The following is a 16,801-nucleotide window of genomic DNA, read 5'->3' on the forward strand; positions in this document are numbered from 1 at the left end:
AAGTTTTTACGCCAAGGTTGGATGGAAAATGACTTATCTAAATTGTTTTATGATATTCATCCAAAACATAACTCTTTTGTAGTGCAGTGACTATAACAACTACAAGCAATCAAATATTTATATTTTGAATACTAAAGACATTGATAGATCTTCATAATTAACAGACTCACTTATTAACAGCTTTAATAACACAATCAACCTTTGTTACTAATGATTTTTTAAAAAATCTAAAAATTAAAATATCAGCTAGACTCTAGGTATGGCAGTTTCATAACGTCACAAGAAAACATTAAACTGTTAGAACCTTAATGAGTTTGCTACTGAAATATAAACTACATCGTTGATAATTTGCATACAGTATTTATAGATACCTTTAAATAAAAACAGCTCATCATTGGATATGAGTTACCGTTTTTAACTATTGCTAATTATGTATCATGGAGTTTTATAATGAAAAAAAATGTTTTATCACTAATCGTCGGCGCTACCCTTGTATTACCAACTATGGCAATGGCGGCACCCGTTAACAATAGCGATCTAATGCCAGCAGATATGCGTAATACTCCTGTCGAGAGCACTGTGCAAGCCGAAATAGAAGGTCCTGATGGTGAGTTGCTCGCGACTCAACCTGGCACTGTAGATGTCGAAGCGTCAAATACTGCTGATGTCGATATGGACATGGGTAACGAAGCAGATGAAATGAACGACGAAACTGACGATATGGATAATGAAGCAAGCGATGACAATGCAGCTTTGAGGAATAACGCTCAAGCAACAGCCAATGCGCCAGCAATGACTACTGCTACAACTGCTCAGGCTCCTGTCCAGAACGCTCAAGCGCCTAACATGCAACACAGTAATGCAGACTATCAGCCTTTAATCGCTGGTGAAGCGGCTACTGAGAATAAAGTTGCAGATGCTGCTAGTACGTTGCAAGAAAAGAAAAAAGACAAGCGTGGTGAGTTATTAGCTACTCAGCCAGCAAACGTACAGTTCAAAGAAAACCGTCGTATCGCTGTATCACGCTAAGCAGATAGTAGTTTATTTCATTAGTTTGTAAGCGTATTACTTATATAAAAAGGCAGCCATATGGCTGCCTTTTTTGTTATACCAAACTATAAATTTTAGCTATTTTTAGCAGCATTTATTTCTTAGTTTTAGTCACGCCAGCTTCTTGTAATAAAGCACCAAGTGTACCCATTTTACTTGGGGCTTCAGCTTTATCATTTTTCACCGGCTTACTACGATTGCTCGCGTTATCTTTATCTTGACGCTTACCACGTGGCTTAGACGGACGTTTGTCAGCAGCTGGACGGTTATTATTTGGACGGTCACTATTTGCGTTATTATTGCGTGGACGACTGGTTTTCTCGCCATCTGTACTAGCTGTCGTAGACTTGGCATCAGTACGGACAGGTTTTTCAGATTCAGGTTTCATGCTAAAGCCGATACGACCACGTTTTTCATCGATAGAGATAACTCGTACCGATACGATATCGCCAGGTTTGACACGGTTCATAGGATCGGCGACAAAGTCATTGGCCATCTGCGAGATATGTACCAAGCCATCCTGATGCACACCGACATCAACGAAACAACCAAAGGCCGTTACGTTAGTGACTACCCCTTCTAACGTCATGCCTTCGCTCAAATCTTTGATACTATTGACGTCATCACGGAAATTGGCTGTTTTAAATTCAGGACGAGGATCACGAGCAGGTTTAGCAAGCTCTTCGATAATCGCTTTTACGCTGACATTATCGTCATTAGCAGCCAGTGTAGTCGTATCGATAGTATTTAACACGCCATCATTACCGATAACTTCTGACAACGGCTTGCCCGCTTGTGCGAGTAAGCTATCAACCAATGCATAACTCTCTGGATGCACACCAGTGGCATCTAATGGATTGCTACCATTATGAATACGCAAGAAACCAGCTGCCTGCTCAAATGTCTTAGCGCCTAGACGCGGGACGTTTTTGAGCGCTTCACGGCTATAAAATGCACCATGCTCTTTGCGATAGGTGACGATTTGCTGCGCCACATTGCGGTTAAGACCTGCGATGTGAGCCAAAATAGCTGGGCTGGCTGTATTTACATCCACACCCACCGCATTCACGCTATCTTGAGTTACTTTATCAAGACTGTCTGCAAGCTGGTTTTGATTGACGTCATGCTGATATTGACCAACGCCAATGGCTTTTGGATCAACTTTCACAAGCTCTGATAATGGATCCTGCAAGCGACGCGCGATAGAAACCGCGCCACGTACAGAAACGTCTAGATTGCCCAGCTCATCACTAGCAAGTTCACTCGCTGAATAAACAGACGCACCCGACTCATTAACAATGACGGCTTTGGCTTTTAGTGCATCGTTCGCAGACAAAATCTCTTTGATCATCGCATCTGTTTCGCGACTTGCCGTACCATTACCGATAGCGACCAAATCAACGTTATAAGTGCTTAATAGCTCATCGATGACTTTTTTAGCTTCATCCATCTTATTATCAGGTGCAAATGGATACACTGTCGCGATGACAGGCTTCTCTTCGCTATCTGACATGACATGACCTTGCGCATCGACGATAGCCATTTTTACGCCATGACGGATACCAGGATCGACACCTAGGATGACTTTAGGACCTGCAGGTGCAGACATTAGCAAATGCTGTAAGTTGCTAGCGAACACATCAATCGCATCCGCTTCTGCGGCTAGGCGCTTTTCAGTTAATAGGCGATGCTCGATATGCGGACGCCATTTGTCTTTCCACAAGCTACTGGCTGCCTCTGCCAAAAACTCACGGCATGCTGCTGGGGCTTTGGCATCGACGTCGAAATGGCTGATGATTTTTTCGATAAACGGTGCATCTTCGCCTTCAATTTTTAGAACCAAGACGTTTTCTTGACGACCGCGCAACATCGCTAATAGGCGATGATTTGGCAGTCGAGCAAGGCTTTCGCTATGCTCAAAGTAATCTTTGAATTTTTCGCCAACTTCGCGCTTTTCTTCGCTCGCAACGCTCGATACGATACTGGCAGTTTTGGCAAAACCACTGCGTAAGTTGTCCAACAAACCCAATGCTTGTGTCCATTCATCAACGATAATCGCTTGTACGCCAGCGAGCTGTTTTCCGATATCGCTAAAATCAACCTCAATTTCATTACCACTGTCATCAGTGATACTTGACTGGATCTGATAATCAGCCAATGCATCCGTCGGGGTGATTTCTTGGGTCAAGACCGCTTGGGCAGCAGTATCAAGACCAGCGGCACGAGCTTTGGCAGCAGGTGAACGACGACGCGGACGATATGGCAGATAGATATCTTCAAGCTCAAGCTTAGACGTCGCATTATCGATACGCGTCTGTAGCTCATCGGTCAGATTGCCCTGTGTGCTTAGCAGCTCAGTAATTTTGAGGCGACGTGTTGCCATGTCACGCTCATAATTAAGCGACTTCTCTAAAGCACGTAGCTGCGCATCATCAAGATTCTGAGTCTTTTCTTTGCGGTAACGCGCAATAAAAGGAACCGTCGCGCCTTCATCATAAAGTTTGACAAACGCATTGACTTGAGCAGTCTTAATGCCAAGCGCGCGAGCAAGCTTGTCGTGAATATTCGCGTGTGTGGTTGCATCTAAAACCTGTGCATTTGTCGAGGTTTGAGATGACGTTAAGGTATCAGTGCTACTCATATACGTATCAATCGTTGAGAAATGTAGCTTTGCATTATAGCAAAAGCTGCATGAATAAAAATCCTTTTTATCTTTTCGTTATTTATTGCGCATTTTAGGACGCAAATCGTTCTATATCACACATCCTATGGACTTGTTAAACAAACGCATACAGCATTTATTATCATGGGTGATGCAATTCTCGGTGCAATCTTATACACTAAAGTATCAATAACACAAATATTGATATGTGCTGACATATTGAACAATAGTTTTTAATTTTATGAAGTGCTTATTCATAACCAATAATTAAATAATGATAATTAGTGGCAGTGTTTTTGCTCATAGCTATTTACTTGTAGTTTCTGATAACAATAATTTTTATAAAAGGATGCCTGTATGACTGATAACAACAGCCCTGACACGTTAACTCAGCGTATTTTAGTCGTCGATGACGATGCTCGTCTGCGCTCTTTGTTGCAACGCTTCCTAGAAGACGACGGTTTTGTCGTTCGTACTGCTCATGATGGCAGTCAAATGGACAAACTCATGCAACGTGAGCTTTTCTCTTTAGTCGTGCTCGATTTGATGCTACCAGGCGAAGACGGTATCAGTATCTGTAAGCGTTTGCGTGAAGACAATGCAGATATTCCTATCATTATGCTGACTGCCAAAGGTGGCGATGCTGACCGTATCGCAGGTCTAGAAGCGGGTGCAGATGATTATCTGCCTAAGCCTTTTAACCCAAAAGAGCTATTGGCTCGTATCAAAGCTGTACTACGTCGTCAAAACCGTGAGTTGCCAGGTGCGCCAAGTCATCAAATGGAAGTGGTCGAGTTTGGTCCATGGACATTAGATCTATCGACTCGTACGCTCAAACGCGATGGTAACGTAGTCACTTTGACAACAGGTGAGTTTTCAGTGCTAAAGGCGCTCGTACAGCATCCACGTGAGCCATTGACCCGCGATAAATTGATGAACCTTGCTCGTGGTCGTGAATGGGGTGCGATGGAGCGTTCTATCGACGTCCAAGTATCACGTCTGCGTCGCCTGATTGAAGACAACCCTTCACAAGCGCGTTATATCCAGACCGTGTGGGGCGTTGGTTATGTATTCGTTCCTGATGAAGCTGACGCAGAAACCATCAAAAGTGAATAGCTTTTAACTGATCTAATTTCTTTTAATATAGGCCGTGTTTGGTTACTCACAAACACGTGCCAATATGATGAGCATACCTGTGAAAAACCCAATTATTTTTCAAAACACACCCTGCACATTAGTGACAGGGTTTTTAGGTGCTGGCAAAACTACCGTAATTAATCAGTTACTGGCCTCGAAACCTGATGACGAACGCTGGGCCCTCTTAATCAATGAGTTTGGCCGTATCGGTATTGATGGCGCACTCTTGGCAAGCTCCCAAGATAACGATCTTAACCAAAAAAATATTGCCATTCGTGAGATTAGTGGTGGCTGTATTTGCTGCACCAGTCAGCTACCCTTGCAAATTGCAATCAGTCGTCTGCTCAGTGAGCATCATCCGCAGCGATTACTCATTGAGCCCACAGGGTTGGCACATCCACGTGAGCTGATACTACAACTTAGTGCGCCGCACTGGCAAACTGCCCTAAAAATGAATGCGGTGATAACCGTACTGAGTGGCGAGCAGTGGCAACAGATTAAGTATCGTGACCATGATGGTTTTCAAGCGCATGTCCGTGATGCCGATGTGCTGATAATCAATCGTTATACCCAATTAAATACTAGCGAAAAACAAACCTTGGTAGAATGGATAACCAAGCTAAATTCACAAGTAAAAATTATTTGGGCGGCATCAGGACTAACGGCATCTGAGACAACAGACTCATCAGATGTCCATTCATCAGATAAGTTTGTAGCAAATAAACTTGTAGCAGAGGCATACTTGACCACGTTGAACGACCAACTGAATCAGCCCAGCTCTATCATTTCGAATCAACGAAAAGTCAGTATCTCTAATCCTAAAAAATCGATGATTGGTGTACAGTCTCAAGTCAATTCTTTAGCAGCTGCGCCATCATCGAGCTCATCTACCGATGAGAGCGAGGCTCAGGCCAATCCTCAGACCAGTGCTAATAGTGATCTGCCCTATCGCTACCATGAAGAGCAGCAAGATTTTCAATTGGCTGGATGGCGACTACCCGCTCACTACATACTAAACGCTAACGATTTACAGGATTGGTTATTAGCACTGCCAAACTGGCAACGTATCAAAGGCGTGGTACATACTTCTGACGGCTGGATGCAGATCAATTTTAACCCTGGTAGTCTAACCACCAAAACCATCGACCCACAGACGGATAGTCGATTGGAAATTATTTTGCAATTAGACAATGCTGTCGATACAAATGCTGCCAATACAGATATAGAAGAAACTGAGAATGATGCCAAAGCGTCATCAATATGGATAGATTGGGAAGAGTGCGATCGCGAACTGATGGCACTGGTTATATAGAAACAGACAAAAAAGTGCGGACATTGCTATTTTAGCTAGCAATGTCCGCACTTTCTTTTCAACGCAACTAACTATTTTTAACGCAATTGACTGTCTTTACTACCACGGCGATTAAACAGCTCAGCTGCTTTTGCTTCCTGCTCAAGCTCCGTCTGACAGCTAACACAATGTTGAATACCGGGCACTGCCAGTCGCCGTGCCTCTGGAATAGGCTTACCACATTCGTCACACAGCTCGGCACTCACACCTGTCGGTAACGAACGTCGCGCTCGTTCCAATGCATCATTTACAGTTGCATCCATTTGTTCGTGCTCAGCACCATCTCTTGACCAGCCACCTGCCATAATCTTATCCTATTTTTTATTCATTATAATTAGACAATACAAATGTCTTTAATAACAAATAGATGGGGCTAGCTATGGTTAATTGCAACCTGCGATAGTGTATAAAACCGTCAATAAAGAATGACGTAATCGATTTACAAACTTTGCTACTAATCTTTAGGTTGTAGCTCAATGACTTGACCGCGTACGCCAATGCTCTCATCACTCATCAGACAGACATAGCCTGCCATGATATCTTCAGGTGTTTTTAAGCTCATAGGGTTCTCACCTGGATAAGCATGCGCACGCATATTGGTACGAGTGCCACCTGGATTAACGCAGTTAAAACGTAGATTGGTTGTGTTCTGCGTCTCTTGAGTAAAGATATCACTCATACCTTCTACTGCTTGTTTGGAAAGTGCATAAGCACCCCAAAATGCGCGAGGATGTGTACCTACCGTGCTAGAGGTGAAGACAACAGAGCCATGGTCAGCATCTTTCAATAATGGCAATAGCGCTTGAGTCAGCATAAAAGTCGCTGTGAAATTGACTTTCATCACTTGGGCAAAAGTATCGACGTCATACATCTCAAGCGGCGTCAGTTGTCCTAATACACCAGCATTATGCAATATGCCATCTAACTGGCCGACTTCTTTATTGATTAACCCTTCGAGCTGCTGCATTTCAGCGTAAGTCGCCCCTTCTAGATTCATCGGCAACATAGCAGGCTGCTTACCACCAAGGCTCTCAATCTCATCGTAGACGTATTCAAGCTTGCTGCTAGTGCGTCCTAACAATAAGACAGTGGCGCCATAACGAGCATAGGTCAATGCCGCAACGCGGCCAATACCATCCCCTGCTCCAGTCACCAAAATAGTCTTACCATCTAAGCAGTTACTTGACGGTACAAAGCTACGAATATCATCATGAGTCAAAGGCTGAATAGGACTTTGAACCGTTTTTTTATTGTCTTGTGGATCGACTGGTTGATTATTATTGTCACTCATGGCATTACTCACTACTTATCATTAAATCGTTGAGGATATGTGCTTATGGTTGTAAATCTGGTGATATATAGCAGTCTATAAATACTCAAACTTACCAGACGATAGCAGCAATTTATTTAGCTGCTCAGGCGTATCCGTAATATAGTCGGCGCCCCATTTTTTCAAAGACTTTTGATCTTCAGGTGGAATATATCCATAAGCGGCCAAAATCGTTGGCATGCCAGCAGCGTTGCCAGCTTCAATATCACGTACATGGTCACCGACATAAAGTACGCAGCCTGCAGCCCCTCGCGGAATACCGAGTTTTTCTAGCGCCATGTACATTGGCTCTGGGTCTGGTTTGGTACGTGATACGTCATCTGGACAGACCAAAACCGCACAGCGTTGATCCAGTTGCATCTCACTTAATAGCTTTTCAGCTAAATAACGCGGCTTGTTGGTAACGATACCCCACGGCACACCCTTTGCTTCAAGTTCAGTCAGTACCGCTTCAAGCGCCTGAAACACGCAGCTATCGACACAGATATCTGCTTCATAATCATCTAAGAACTGCTGACGAAACTCAAGCAATGCTTCCTCGCTGACTTCGAGTTGATCGTTATGTCTTAGCATCAATTGCACCATGGCCGAGGCACCCGCAGAGACTTGCTCGCGGATTTCCGCTTCAGGCGGTGCCTGCCAGTCATTTTCGAGACTCATTTTACCAATGATACGAACAAAATCAGCAGCAGTATCGATTAATGTCCCATCAAGGTCAAATAAAACAGCTTTTACAAATTGGGTCATAGTGAATGCTCTTGAGATTGATGACGTGTTTAGTGAAAGTATGGCAAATAAATGGCTGCGTGCAGCATTAAACCAATGGCTTTTGTACGGCTATCATATAATTAACATCGACATTTTGGGCAAGCCAGTAGCGTTTGGTCAGCGGATTATAATGCAAACCGATAATATCCTGACGAACAAATCCAGTATTGAGTGCCATTTTGTCTAATTCTGCTGGCGTGATAAATTTGGCATAGTCATGGGTGCCGCGATCAAGCAACCGCAGTACATACTCTGCACCAACGATGGCAAACAGATAAGACTTAGGATTGCGATTAATCGTTGATAGTACACAGACACCGCCAGGAGCTAACAACTCATAACAAGCCTGCACAATCGAACTAGGATCTGGCACGTGCTCTAGCATCTCCATGCAAGTCACCACGTCAAACTGACCAGCCTGCGTTTTTGCTAACTCTTCAACAGGTATATGCTGATAGCGAAGCGTATTCTCTAACTGGCTTTGCTCTGCATGTAACGCAGCAGCTTTTAGGTTTTCTGTACCTAAATCAATTCCTGTCACATCAGCACCGCGGCGTGCCATAGATTCTGACAATATTCCGCCGCCGCACCCTACGTCGAGTACTTTTTTGCCAGAAAGTCCTTGCTCAGTGGTTTTATTAGCATCGTTTTGATAGCCACGTTTGACGTTTTCTTCTATCCAGTTTAAACGTAATGGATTGATCTCGTGTAGCGTTGCAAACGCCCCTGTGTTGCTCCACCACTCACTCGCCAAGTTATTAAATTTTTCGACTTCGCTAGGATCTACGTTGATGGTGGTAGACTCTGTACTATTGAAAGCGCTATTATTATTTTGATCATTTGAAGTTGATGAAGAATTTAAAGCAGAGCTCATGGTATATTCCTTGATTGTCACTATCGTTATTATCGTTTACAGTGCATGATTATGTGCTTAATATTAGCATGAGAGTAGCAGTTTTGTCGTAAGCACATCGTCAGCGATTGTGAATAGGCTTAAACTTTACCCTGTTTTTTGGGCAGTATCTTGATATAGAAAAGATACGTATCCTTGTGACAATATCGCATTCTGATACTTTTGAATCTCTTAAGTTCCATATAGAAATAAAGCAGACACTTGAGAAACAGTAGATTCAAAAAGTAACAAGCAATATACCTTAAATAATAGCTAACAGCTTTACAACTATCGGTTAAGAATGCGATTCACAAGTACATACATTTTACGTTATCATAGTCGATACTTTGCTATTGTTCGATTATACTCGACACTGTCTTGTTTAGACGCTTTAAAAGCTATATATTTTAAAGTGTCACATGTTTAACAACCATATAGACACAAACCTCTTAACCCATTCTAAGTCTCCACACCTCAAGGATAAAGTATGAAACGTGTCATCACACTGACTGGTCTAGCCATGGCCATTGGACTTGCCTCTATGGGCGCACAAGCTGCAGACTATGTCGCTGGAAAAGATTACCGTGTGCTAGACAACCCAGAGAAAATCAGCGGTGATGCTATCATTGTTCGTGAATTCTTTTGGTATGGTTGCCCACATTGTAATGTGCTTGATCCGCATATGGAAAAATGGGCAAAGACTAAAGACAAAGATGTCGTATTCTTCAAAACACCAGCGGCACTTAACCCTGTTTGGGAAGCCAATGCACGCGGTTTTTATGCGGCTCAGCTTTTAGGGTTCGAAGACAAAACTCATTCTGCATTATTTGATGCTATCCACAAAGATGGTAAAAAACTGTTTGATCAATCATCATTGAGCAAATGGTACGCGTCAAAAGGCGTGAATGAAAAGAAATTTAACAGCCTATATAACTCATTCGCTGTTGGTACAAAAATTGGTCGCTCACAAGAAGGCGCTAAACGTTATCAGCTTTCTGGCGTACCAGCTGTGGTGGTGCAAGGCAAATATGTAGTCACTGGTGAGAGTGCTAAAGTACCTAAAGTCGTCGACTACTTGGTCGACAAAGCCCGTGCTGAAAAGAAATAACTCAAGCAATAAATACTTGAATAATAGACATAACGCACAGTACATCCGTACGTCATGCACAAAAAAGCCAATCATAAATTGATTGGCTTTTTTGCATCTTAACATTTTAGCTATTCATTTTTTAACTACTAACCTGTCAACTAATAATCTTTCAATTAATAACCTTCTAGCTTGGTGTAGGTATTATTTTTTCAGCTGCGACAAAATAGCCACTTCACGAATATAACTCGCCAAATCTGCTTTAGATTCTGCTAGCAACTCATCGTCTTGCATATGTTTGGCATATTCTATCCACAACAGCAACTGATACATACTGTGGTGCTCAGAAGCTTTATATTGCTTCACAAACTGCTTGAGCGTACCTTCATCATTGATATTTAGACGCTCGTACCAGCTCTCTATTTTTGAGACTTGCTCTTTAGGAAAGAAGGCATCAAATAACGCCTTTATCAGCTCATGGCGATTTTCTTCAATCATCAGCTTACCAACACGTTTGGTCTGACGATTGCGGGCATTGGCACTGGTAATATCAGCAAGTGCCATTAGCTCCGCCATAAAATAATCACTGGCAGGTAAAGCTTTTAGCTGTTTTTTCGATAAGCTAGCAAGCGGTATAGATAACTGCTGTAAGCGCTCATGGGCTTTTTTGAGTTCTGTGCGCGAGACGCGCATATCCTGTTCTTTCCAGTCAATCATAAAAGCTTTCCAAAATAATAATTAATAAATTAAATAGTATCTGACATCACTACCAACGACTTTTTTCGCGGTGTTTTGCCAATACCTTCACGCCTTTAGGCATGGCGTCAGCAAGGCGGCGTTGTAGATGATCAGTGATAAAAACAGAGCGATGTTTTCCGCCCGTACAGCCTATGGCAACTGTGACCGTATGACGATTATTGTGCAAAAACTCTGGTAGCCAACGAGTTAAAAACTTATCAATGTCATTCATCATTTCTGCTACTTCTGGATAATCTGAGAAGAATGCGCCTACTTCGGTATCCAATCCTGTCGAGTCACGTAACTCAGGGTTCCAATGCGGATTCGGTAAAATTCTAACATCGAATACAAAGTCAGCATCGATAGGGCTACCGTATTTAAAACCGAAAGACAGTAGATTGATGACAATCTGATTGTCCATGCCTATGTGTTCACGCAAGCTGTCTTTTAACTGATGAATATTTAGGCTACTGGTATCAATCCTAATATCAGCATGACCAGCAATTGGCTCTAATAGCTCAACTTCTTTTTTGATAGCAGCAGGTAAATTAAAGGCAATATGCTTAGCATTGTCACTATCAATATCTTGAGACATTAGCGGATGTACACGGCGTGTCGCATTGAAACGGGCTATCAGCGTACTCTCTTGTGCAGTCACATATAAAATTTGTACCGCATGAGACCCATAAGTTTCCTTGAGAGAAGCATACGTTACTGCAAAGTTAGATAAATCAGCACGTGGCGTTCGAATATCGACACCCAGCGCAATACGATGAATGCCGCTTTCATTGACCAGTTTATGAGCGGCATTAGGTAACAAAGACAGCGGCAGATTATCAATAGAGTAATAGCCTAGATCTTCTAAGATATTCAATACTGAGGTTTTACCAGATCCTGAACGCCCTGAGACCACCAGTATACTGAGCTTATTCGTAGACGTCTGATCCGCTATCGTTGCTGCCGCATTACTATTTTGATCCTGACTTACACCCATGATCTACTCATCCAAGTCTATTGTATCTAGTCTACTGCTACGTCATAAAAGCTAATTTACCACTACCAATTGATTGTCTAACAAACGCGCCTTTCCTAGCCATGCTGCAACTAAAATAACGATGTTTTTGTTCTCTGTATTAAAGGTTTTAGAGTCACTTACGACAGAACCTAACTCCTCAGTCTTTACTTCCAGATAATCAATAATAAAACCTGCGTCACTAATACGTGTCCGCGTATCTACTAATAGCTTATCAAATGCTTGCTGACTAAGAGCCGTACTTTTCAAACTCTGCGCTAATTCTTGCAATGCTTGATGTAATACAGGGGCAACTTGACGCTCATTTGCACTTAAGTATTGATTACGAGATGATAGCGCTAAGCCATCATCAGCACGAACAATAGGCGCACCAATGATATTAATAGGATAACTCAAGTCACGTACCAACTGCTTAATAATAGCAAGCTGCTGATAGTCTTTTTGTCCAAATACTGCCACATCTGGTTGTAAGATATTGAATAGTTTAGCGACAACAATACCAACACCATCAAAGTGTCCAGGACGTGATTGACCACATAACTGATTGGCAACAGCACCAGCTAATACAGCAGTAGGTGGTGGTAATACTGGATACATTGCATCAATACTAGGTGCAAATACGTAATCTGCATTCACTGTCGCAAGCTTAGCCACATCTGCATCTAGTGTACGCGGATAGCTGTCAAAATCTTCCCCAACGCCAAACTGAGTGGGGTTAACGAAGATACTGACCACCACTACATCTGCATGCTGTTTGGCAATCTTTACTAGCTCAAGATGACCGTCATGCAGATTACCCATCGTTGGTACTAACGCAATGCGCTGCTGACGGCCTTGTTTGTCACTTTGCTGACCACGATAAGGCTGAAGCGCTTCACGTAGTGACGAGATATCATGATAAATAATTGGAGACATGATTACTTTTCTTCTATTCAAACGTTCTGTTGTTCAATAGCGTAAATAACTTTAATAACGTCAAAATCAGCTAAATTGTTGCTGCTCAGTCGGGAAACTACCTTCGCGTACTGACTGCTGATAGAGCGCAAAAGCACCTTCGATACTGTGTGCGCTATTACGCTCATCAGTTAAAAAGTCATGGACAAAACGTGGCACTCGGCCATGCGCCATACCTAGCATGTCATGCATCACCAGTACCTGACCATCAGTATCGGCTCCAGCACCAATACCAATAACTGGCACGGCAACAGCTTCAGTAACGGCTTTTGCAAGCGCGGCTGGAACACATTCTAGTACTAGTAATGCAGCACCAGCATCGACGACTGCTTTGGCATCGGCAAGCAGTTTATTAGCCGCCTCATCACCGCGACCTTGAATTTTATAACCGCCAAATACGTTGACTGATTGCGGAGTCAAACCAAGATGCACACAAGTTGGTGTACCTGCTTGCGCCAAGGTCGTTACCAATTCACACAGCTCGCTACCACCTTCGATTTTTATGACATGCGCCCCTGCTTGCATTAATGTGCGGCTATTGGCGACGGCTTCTGGTAGTGTCACATAACTCATAAACGGCAGGTCAGCCAATATCAACGCGTGTTTGTTGCTACGAGCAATATTGGCAGTGTGATAAGCCATATCGTTGACTGTCACAGGTAGTGTTGAGTCATGGCCTTGTACAACCATGCCCAAGCTATCGCCAATTAAAATCGTATCAATCTCGGCTTTTTCCATCATTCGTGCAAACATCGAGTCATAACAGGTCAAGCACGTGAACTTGGTGCCGTCTTTTTTAAACTTATTTAGAGTAGATAATGTCGTCATATGACCCTCAATTAATCTGCAATGCCTTTGATTATCAATACTGCTACTATTCTAGCTATGATCGAGATGTTTTAGACCAATCTTCTATCACTCAGCATCATTTACTTATAATCAATCGCTTGATAGTAATGTTAAACCTGTCCAATCACGACTTTGGGAATAGTCACCTATCGACTTACCGGCGATGGTTAAGTTTGGTGCCAACTCTCGCAGTGGTATTAAGACAAAATTGCGCTCACTTAAACCAGCGTGCGGTATTGTCAGTATTGGATCAATAATCTGTGTCTCGCCGTATAGCAAAATATCAACGTCCAGACTACGTTCACCCCAACGGCGCAAACGTGCCCGCTTGGCCATACTCTCTAACTGCTGACAAAAAGCAAGCAGCTCATAAGGGGGAAACGTTGTCTCAAAACCAGCTACTGCATTAACAAAATCCGGCTGATCTTGCGGACCCATCGGTGCTGAAGCGTAAAAAGAAGAGACACTTACCTCACGTACCTGCTCATGTGATTGCATCATTGCAAGCGCCTGCTGCAAGTGATCGGTAGGTGAACCTAGCTCATTAGCGAGGTTGCTACCCAAGCCCACATAACAGGTAACCCAGTTACTATTATCTGTACTATTATCCATATTATGCGCTTTCGGTACTAGGCTGACGGCGGCGGCGCTTCGATGGTACAGGGCCTTTGTTATCAGTGACTTTCACAGCAGGCATCTGATCACTCATATCTTGCTTCGCTTTAGCAGCCTTTGCAGTAGTTGCTTTCACCGATTTCTTGGCTCTCGCAGGTGCAGTGGCCTTCTCTGCGTCTTTACGTGCTACTATTTTTACAGCGTTAGCATCACCTTCATCCGTCGATTTAACGGCGGGCTTAGGCGCTTTTTTCGCATACTTCGCTGCTGATTGTGCTTTGCTATTACTACCCTTCGCATCGCTATTGCCTTGTACTTCGATATTGCTCGCACTATCTACAGTAGGTTGACGACGGCGACGCTTATGCGGGATCGGCTCGTTATTCATACTGACTAACGCAGGTGATCTTGCAATCGAGCGAGCTGGTCTAGCCTGACTAGCTGAAGCTTGAGCTTCTGGCTGATTAGTATTAGACGGCTGAACGTTATTTGAGCGTTCAGACTTAACCGCTTGCTTTGGTGCATCTTGATTGGTTGATGCTGGCTTTCGCACAGGTGCTTTACTACGTTTCGACGCATTATCAGCTGACAGTTGCTTCTGTAAAGGTGGCACAACGTTCTCGTGCTCTATAACAAATAACGGCTTAGGCTTTACCTGTTGATTTGCCGATTGCTTGTTACTAGCAAGAGACAACTGCTGTAGCTGAGCAAGCTCGTTATTATCTTGCTCTACTTGCTGCACGTTATGTCTACCACTGTCAGTGCGACCAGCTTTAGATTGACTTGCAGCGCGGCGGCGACGGGCTGGAATATTTGACGAATCATTTACCATTGTTTGGTCATTTCTACCTTTTTCAGCACGGTCATCGGCTTTGTTTTGCTTTGTACTGTTCTGATTGGGTGCTGCATTATCAGTAGTCTGTGTTTTTGATTCTTGACGATTACGTCCGCGACCACGTTGCCCTTTTTTATAAGCACCTCGGCGAATATTTTCGTCAAATTCATCAATCGCTTGCTGCTGCTCTTGTTCAGACAAGGTTTGATACGTCTGCCACCAGTCACCCATATCGTTGGTTGACTCTGATAGCGGATGCTCTGCATCGCCGCACTGCTCACGTAATAATAAAAAGTCAAAGCCCGCACGGAAACGCGGATGCTCTGATAGCTGAACGATCTGTTTGCTACGTGGGGCTGCAAGTTTTGGCTGCAATATCCAGATATCTCGAATGAATTGCTCAGCAAATTTCGGAATAGCGGTTTTGATACGCTGACGGTCGATGACTTTGCCAGCCGCATGCATTTGCGCTTCGGCAAACGGCATATTACGTTTCTTAGCTTTTGCTAATTGATGTAGGTAATTTTCCCACAGTAAGGCAGCATAGAAGAACGCAGGGTTGATACTCTTGCCCGCTGCAATACGCTTATCGGTATTGATAGCTACCTGATTGACTAAAGCACTTGGCTCAGACGGTGGATAGATAATGAGACTATCAATCGCACCTGATTCAAACAATAATGGCAATAGAGGTACTAGATAGCCACCGGTAAACATCTTTTGCGTTTCATCATAGAGACGATGCGGTGATATTTGCTCAAGTAGCGCCCAGTTCCCATCATTGAATTGAGCAGACAACGCTTCATCAAACTCAAAACCCAACTTGGCTTTGAAACGTAAGGCACGTAACAAGCGCACAGGATCTTCTTCGATACGTACTGGCGCATTGCCCAATAGACGAATGATTCTGTTATCAATATCATCAAGCGCGCCGCAGAAATCATGGACGATGCCTTTGAGCGGTTGATAATAAAGCGCATTAATAGAGAAATCGCGACGGGAGAAATCTTGTTGGATATCGCCCCAAACATTGTCGCGCAGAATCATACCGTCTTGATTGGTATTGGCATCACTGGTTGGTGGACCACGGAAAGTAGCAACTTCGATCAACTCGCGACCTGAATATACATGCGCTAACTGGAAGCGGCGACCAATAATGCGGCAGCGCTTGCCAAAGACATCTTTAATCTCATGCGGCTTGGCATCGGTGACGGCATCAAAGTCTTTCGGGCGCAGACCTAGTAAAGTATCGCGCACACCACCACCGACGATATACGCATCAAACCCAGCACGGGTCAATGTGGCAATCACTTCAGTAATGGAATTGGGTAATTCAGATTTGTTCAGTTCTAACTGCTTGGCGGCACGCTCGGCCATGCATCTACTCCTCGCCGGTATTCTTTAACTACCCCTGAATAACACAGCGTTTATCAGGCGGATGTACCCGCTAGTTTAACAAATTTTGGACCTACTGGGGGTGTTATGACATTTACTTACATG

Annotated in this window: 15 protein-coding genes; 4 read left to right on the forward strand and 11 right to left on the reverse strand. The window is 43.5% G+C overall.

All coding sequences use genetic code 11. The annotated features are described in order from the left end of the window. Nucleotides 1-450 precede the first annotated feature (450 nt). Nucleotides 451-1,029 (forward strand): hypothetical protein, encoded by a 579-nt coding sequence (locus ACQKCG_RS05425; protein WP_101204600.1) that lies wholly within the window; start codon nucleotides 451-453, stop codon nucleotides 1,027-1,029. Nucleotides 1,030-1,144: 115 nt separating this feature from the next. On the opposite strand, the gene ACQKCG_RS05430 is transcribed toward ACQKCG_RS05425, so the two are convergent. Next, nucleotides 1,145-3,691 carry a Tex family protein gene (locus ACQKCG_RS05430; RefSeq protein ID WP_134292305.1) on the reverse strand — a complete coding sequence of 849 codons (2,547 nt, stop codon included), beginning with the start codon at nucleotides 3,689-3,691 and terminating at the stop codon, nucleotides 1,145-1,147. A 378-nt stretch (nucleotides 3,692-4,069) separates the two neighbouring features. On the opposite strand from ACQKCG_RS05430, the gene ompR reads away from it, so the two are divergent. Continuing rightward, entirely contained in the window at nucleotides 4,070-4,828 is a 759-nt protein-coding gene (ompR, locus tag ACQKCG_RS05435; RefSeq protein ID WP_101204602.1) for a two-component system response regulator OmpR, read from the forward strand. A gap of 67 nt (nucleotides 4,829-4,895) precedes the next feature. Then, nucleotides 4,896-6,161: a CobW family GTP-binding protein gene (locus ACQKCG_RS05440; protein WP_101204712.1), complete on the forward strand. Its 1,266-nt coding sequence runs from the start codon at nucleotides 4,896-4,898 to the stop codon at nucleotides 6,159-6,161. 77 nt (nucleotides 6,162-6,238) lie between these two features. On the opposite strand, the gene ACQKCG_RS05445 is transcribed toward ACQKCG_RS05440, so the two are convergent. The 4 genes from ACQKCG_RS05445 to ubiG form a co-directional block, all read right to left on the reverse strand. Next, nucleotides 6,239-6,505, reverse strand: coding sequence for a DksA/TraR family C4-type zinc finger protein (locus ACQKCG_RS05445; protein WP_101204603.1), 267 nt, complete (start codon nucleotides 6,503-6,505; stop codon nucleotides 6,239-6,241). Between the two features lie 149 nt (nucleotides 6,506-6,654). Continuing rightward, complete coding sequence (locus ACQKCG_RS05450) at nucleotides 6,655-7,491, reverse strand: YciK family oxidoreductase (RefSeq protein ID WP_427585226.1); 837 nt, start codon at nucleotides 7,489-7,491, stop codon at nucleotides 6,655-6,657. Between the two features lie 75 nt (nucleotides 7,492-7,566). Then, on the reverse strand, nucleotides 7,567-8,277 hold the full coding sequence (locus ACQKCG_RS05455) for an HAD family hydrolase (protein WP_101204604.1): 711 nt from the start codon (nucleotides 8,275-8,277) through the stop codon (nucleotides 7,567-7,569). 67 nt (nucleotides 8,278-8,344) lie between these two features. Further along, entirely contained in the window at nucleotides 8,345-9,172 is an 828-nt protein-coding gene (ubiG, locus tag ACQKCG_RS05460) for a bifunctional 2-polyprenyl-6-hydroxyphenol methylase/3-demethylubiquinol 3-O-methyltransferase UbiG (RefSeq protein ID WP_371548556.1), read from the reverse strand. A 505-nt stretch (nucleotides 9,173-9,677) separates the two neighbouring features. Between ubiG and ACQKCG_RS05465 the strand changes: the two genes are divergently transcribed. Beyond that, nucleotides 9,678-10,298: a thiol:disulfide interchange protein DsbA/DsbL gene (locus tag ACQKCG_RS05465; protein ID WP_102091399.1), complete on the forward strand. Its 621-nt coding sequence runs from the start codon at nucleotides 9,678-9,680 to the stop codon at nucleotides 10,296-10,298. A gap of 183 nt (nucleotides 10,299-10,481) precedes the next feature. Here ACQKCG_RS05465 and yjgA read toward each other — a convergent pair whose 3' ends face one another. The 6 genes from yjgA to pcnB form a co-directional block, all read right to left on the reverse strand. Then, a complete protein-coding gene (yjgA, locus tag ACQKCG_RS05470; protein WP_057757930.1) occupies nucleotides 10,482-10,994 on the reverse strand; it encodes a ribosome biogenesis factor YjgA in 513 nt (170 codons plus the stop codon). A gap of 49 nt (nucleotides 10,995-11,043) precedes the next feature. Then, entirely contained in the window at nucleotides 11,044-12,009 is a 966-nt protein-coding gene (rapZ, locus tag ACQKCG_RS05475; RefSeq protein ID WP_102093344.1) for an RNase adapter RapZ, read from the reverse strand. Between the two features lie 51 nt (nucleotides 12,010-12,060). After that, nucleotides 12,061-12,963 carry a pantoate--beta-alanine ligase gene (panC, locus tag ACQKCG_RS05480; protein WP_102093343.1) on the reverse strand — a complete coding sequence of 301 codons (903 nt, stop codon included), beginning with the start codon at nucleotides 12,961-12,963 and terminating at the stop codon, nucleotides 12,061-12,063. A 66-nt stretch (nucleotides 12,964-13,029) separates the two neighbouring features. Then, complete coding sequence (panB, locus tag ACQKCG_RS05485; protein ID WP_102093341.1) at nucleotides 13,030-13,830, reverse strand: 3-methyl-2-oxobutanoate hydroxymethyltransferase; 801 nt, start codon at nucleotides 13,828-13,830, stop codon at nucleotides 13,030-13,032. A 111-nt stretch (nucleotides 13,831-13,941) separates the two neighbouring features. Beyond that, on the reverse strand, nucleotides 13,942-14,463 hold the full coding sequence (gene folK / locus ACQKCG_RS05490) for a 2-amino-4-hydroxy-6-hydroxymethyldihydropteridine diphosphokinase (RefSeq protein WP_101204610.1): 522 nt from the start codon (nucleotides 14,461-14,463) through the stop codon (nucleotides 13,942-13,944). 1 nt (nucleotide 14,464) lies between these two features. After that, nucleotides 14,465-16,678 (reverse strand): polynucleotide adenylyltransferase PcnB, encoded by a 2,214-nt coding sequence (pcnB, locus tag ACQKCG_RS05495; RefSeq protein WP_427585229.1) that lies wholly within the window; start codon nucleotides 16,676-16,678, stop codon nucleotides 14,465-14,467. Nucleotides 16,679-16,801: the final 123 nt, after the last annotated feature.

Origin of the sequence: Psychrobacter sp. NPDC078929, from assembly GCF_050267985.1 — a bacterium.
Taxonomy (GTDB): Bacteria; Pseudomonadota; Gammaproteobacteria; order Pseudomonadales; family Moraxellaceae; genus Psychrobacter.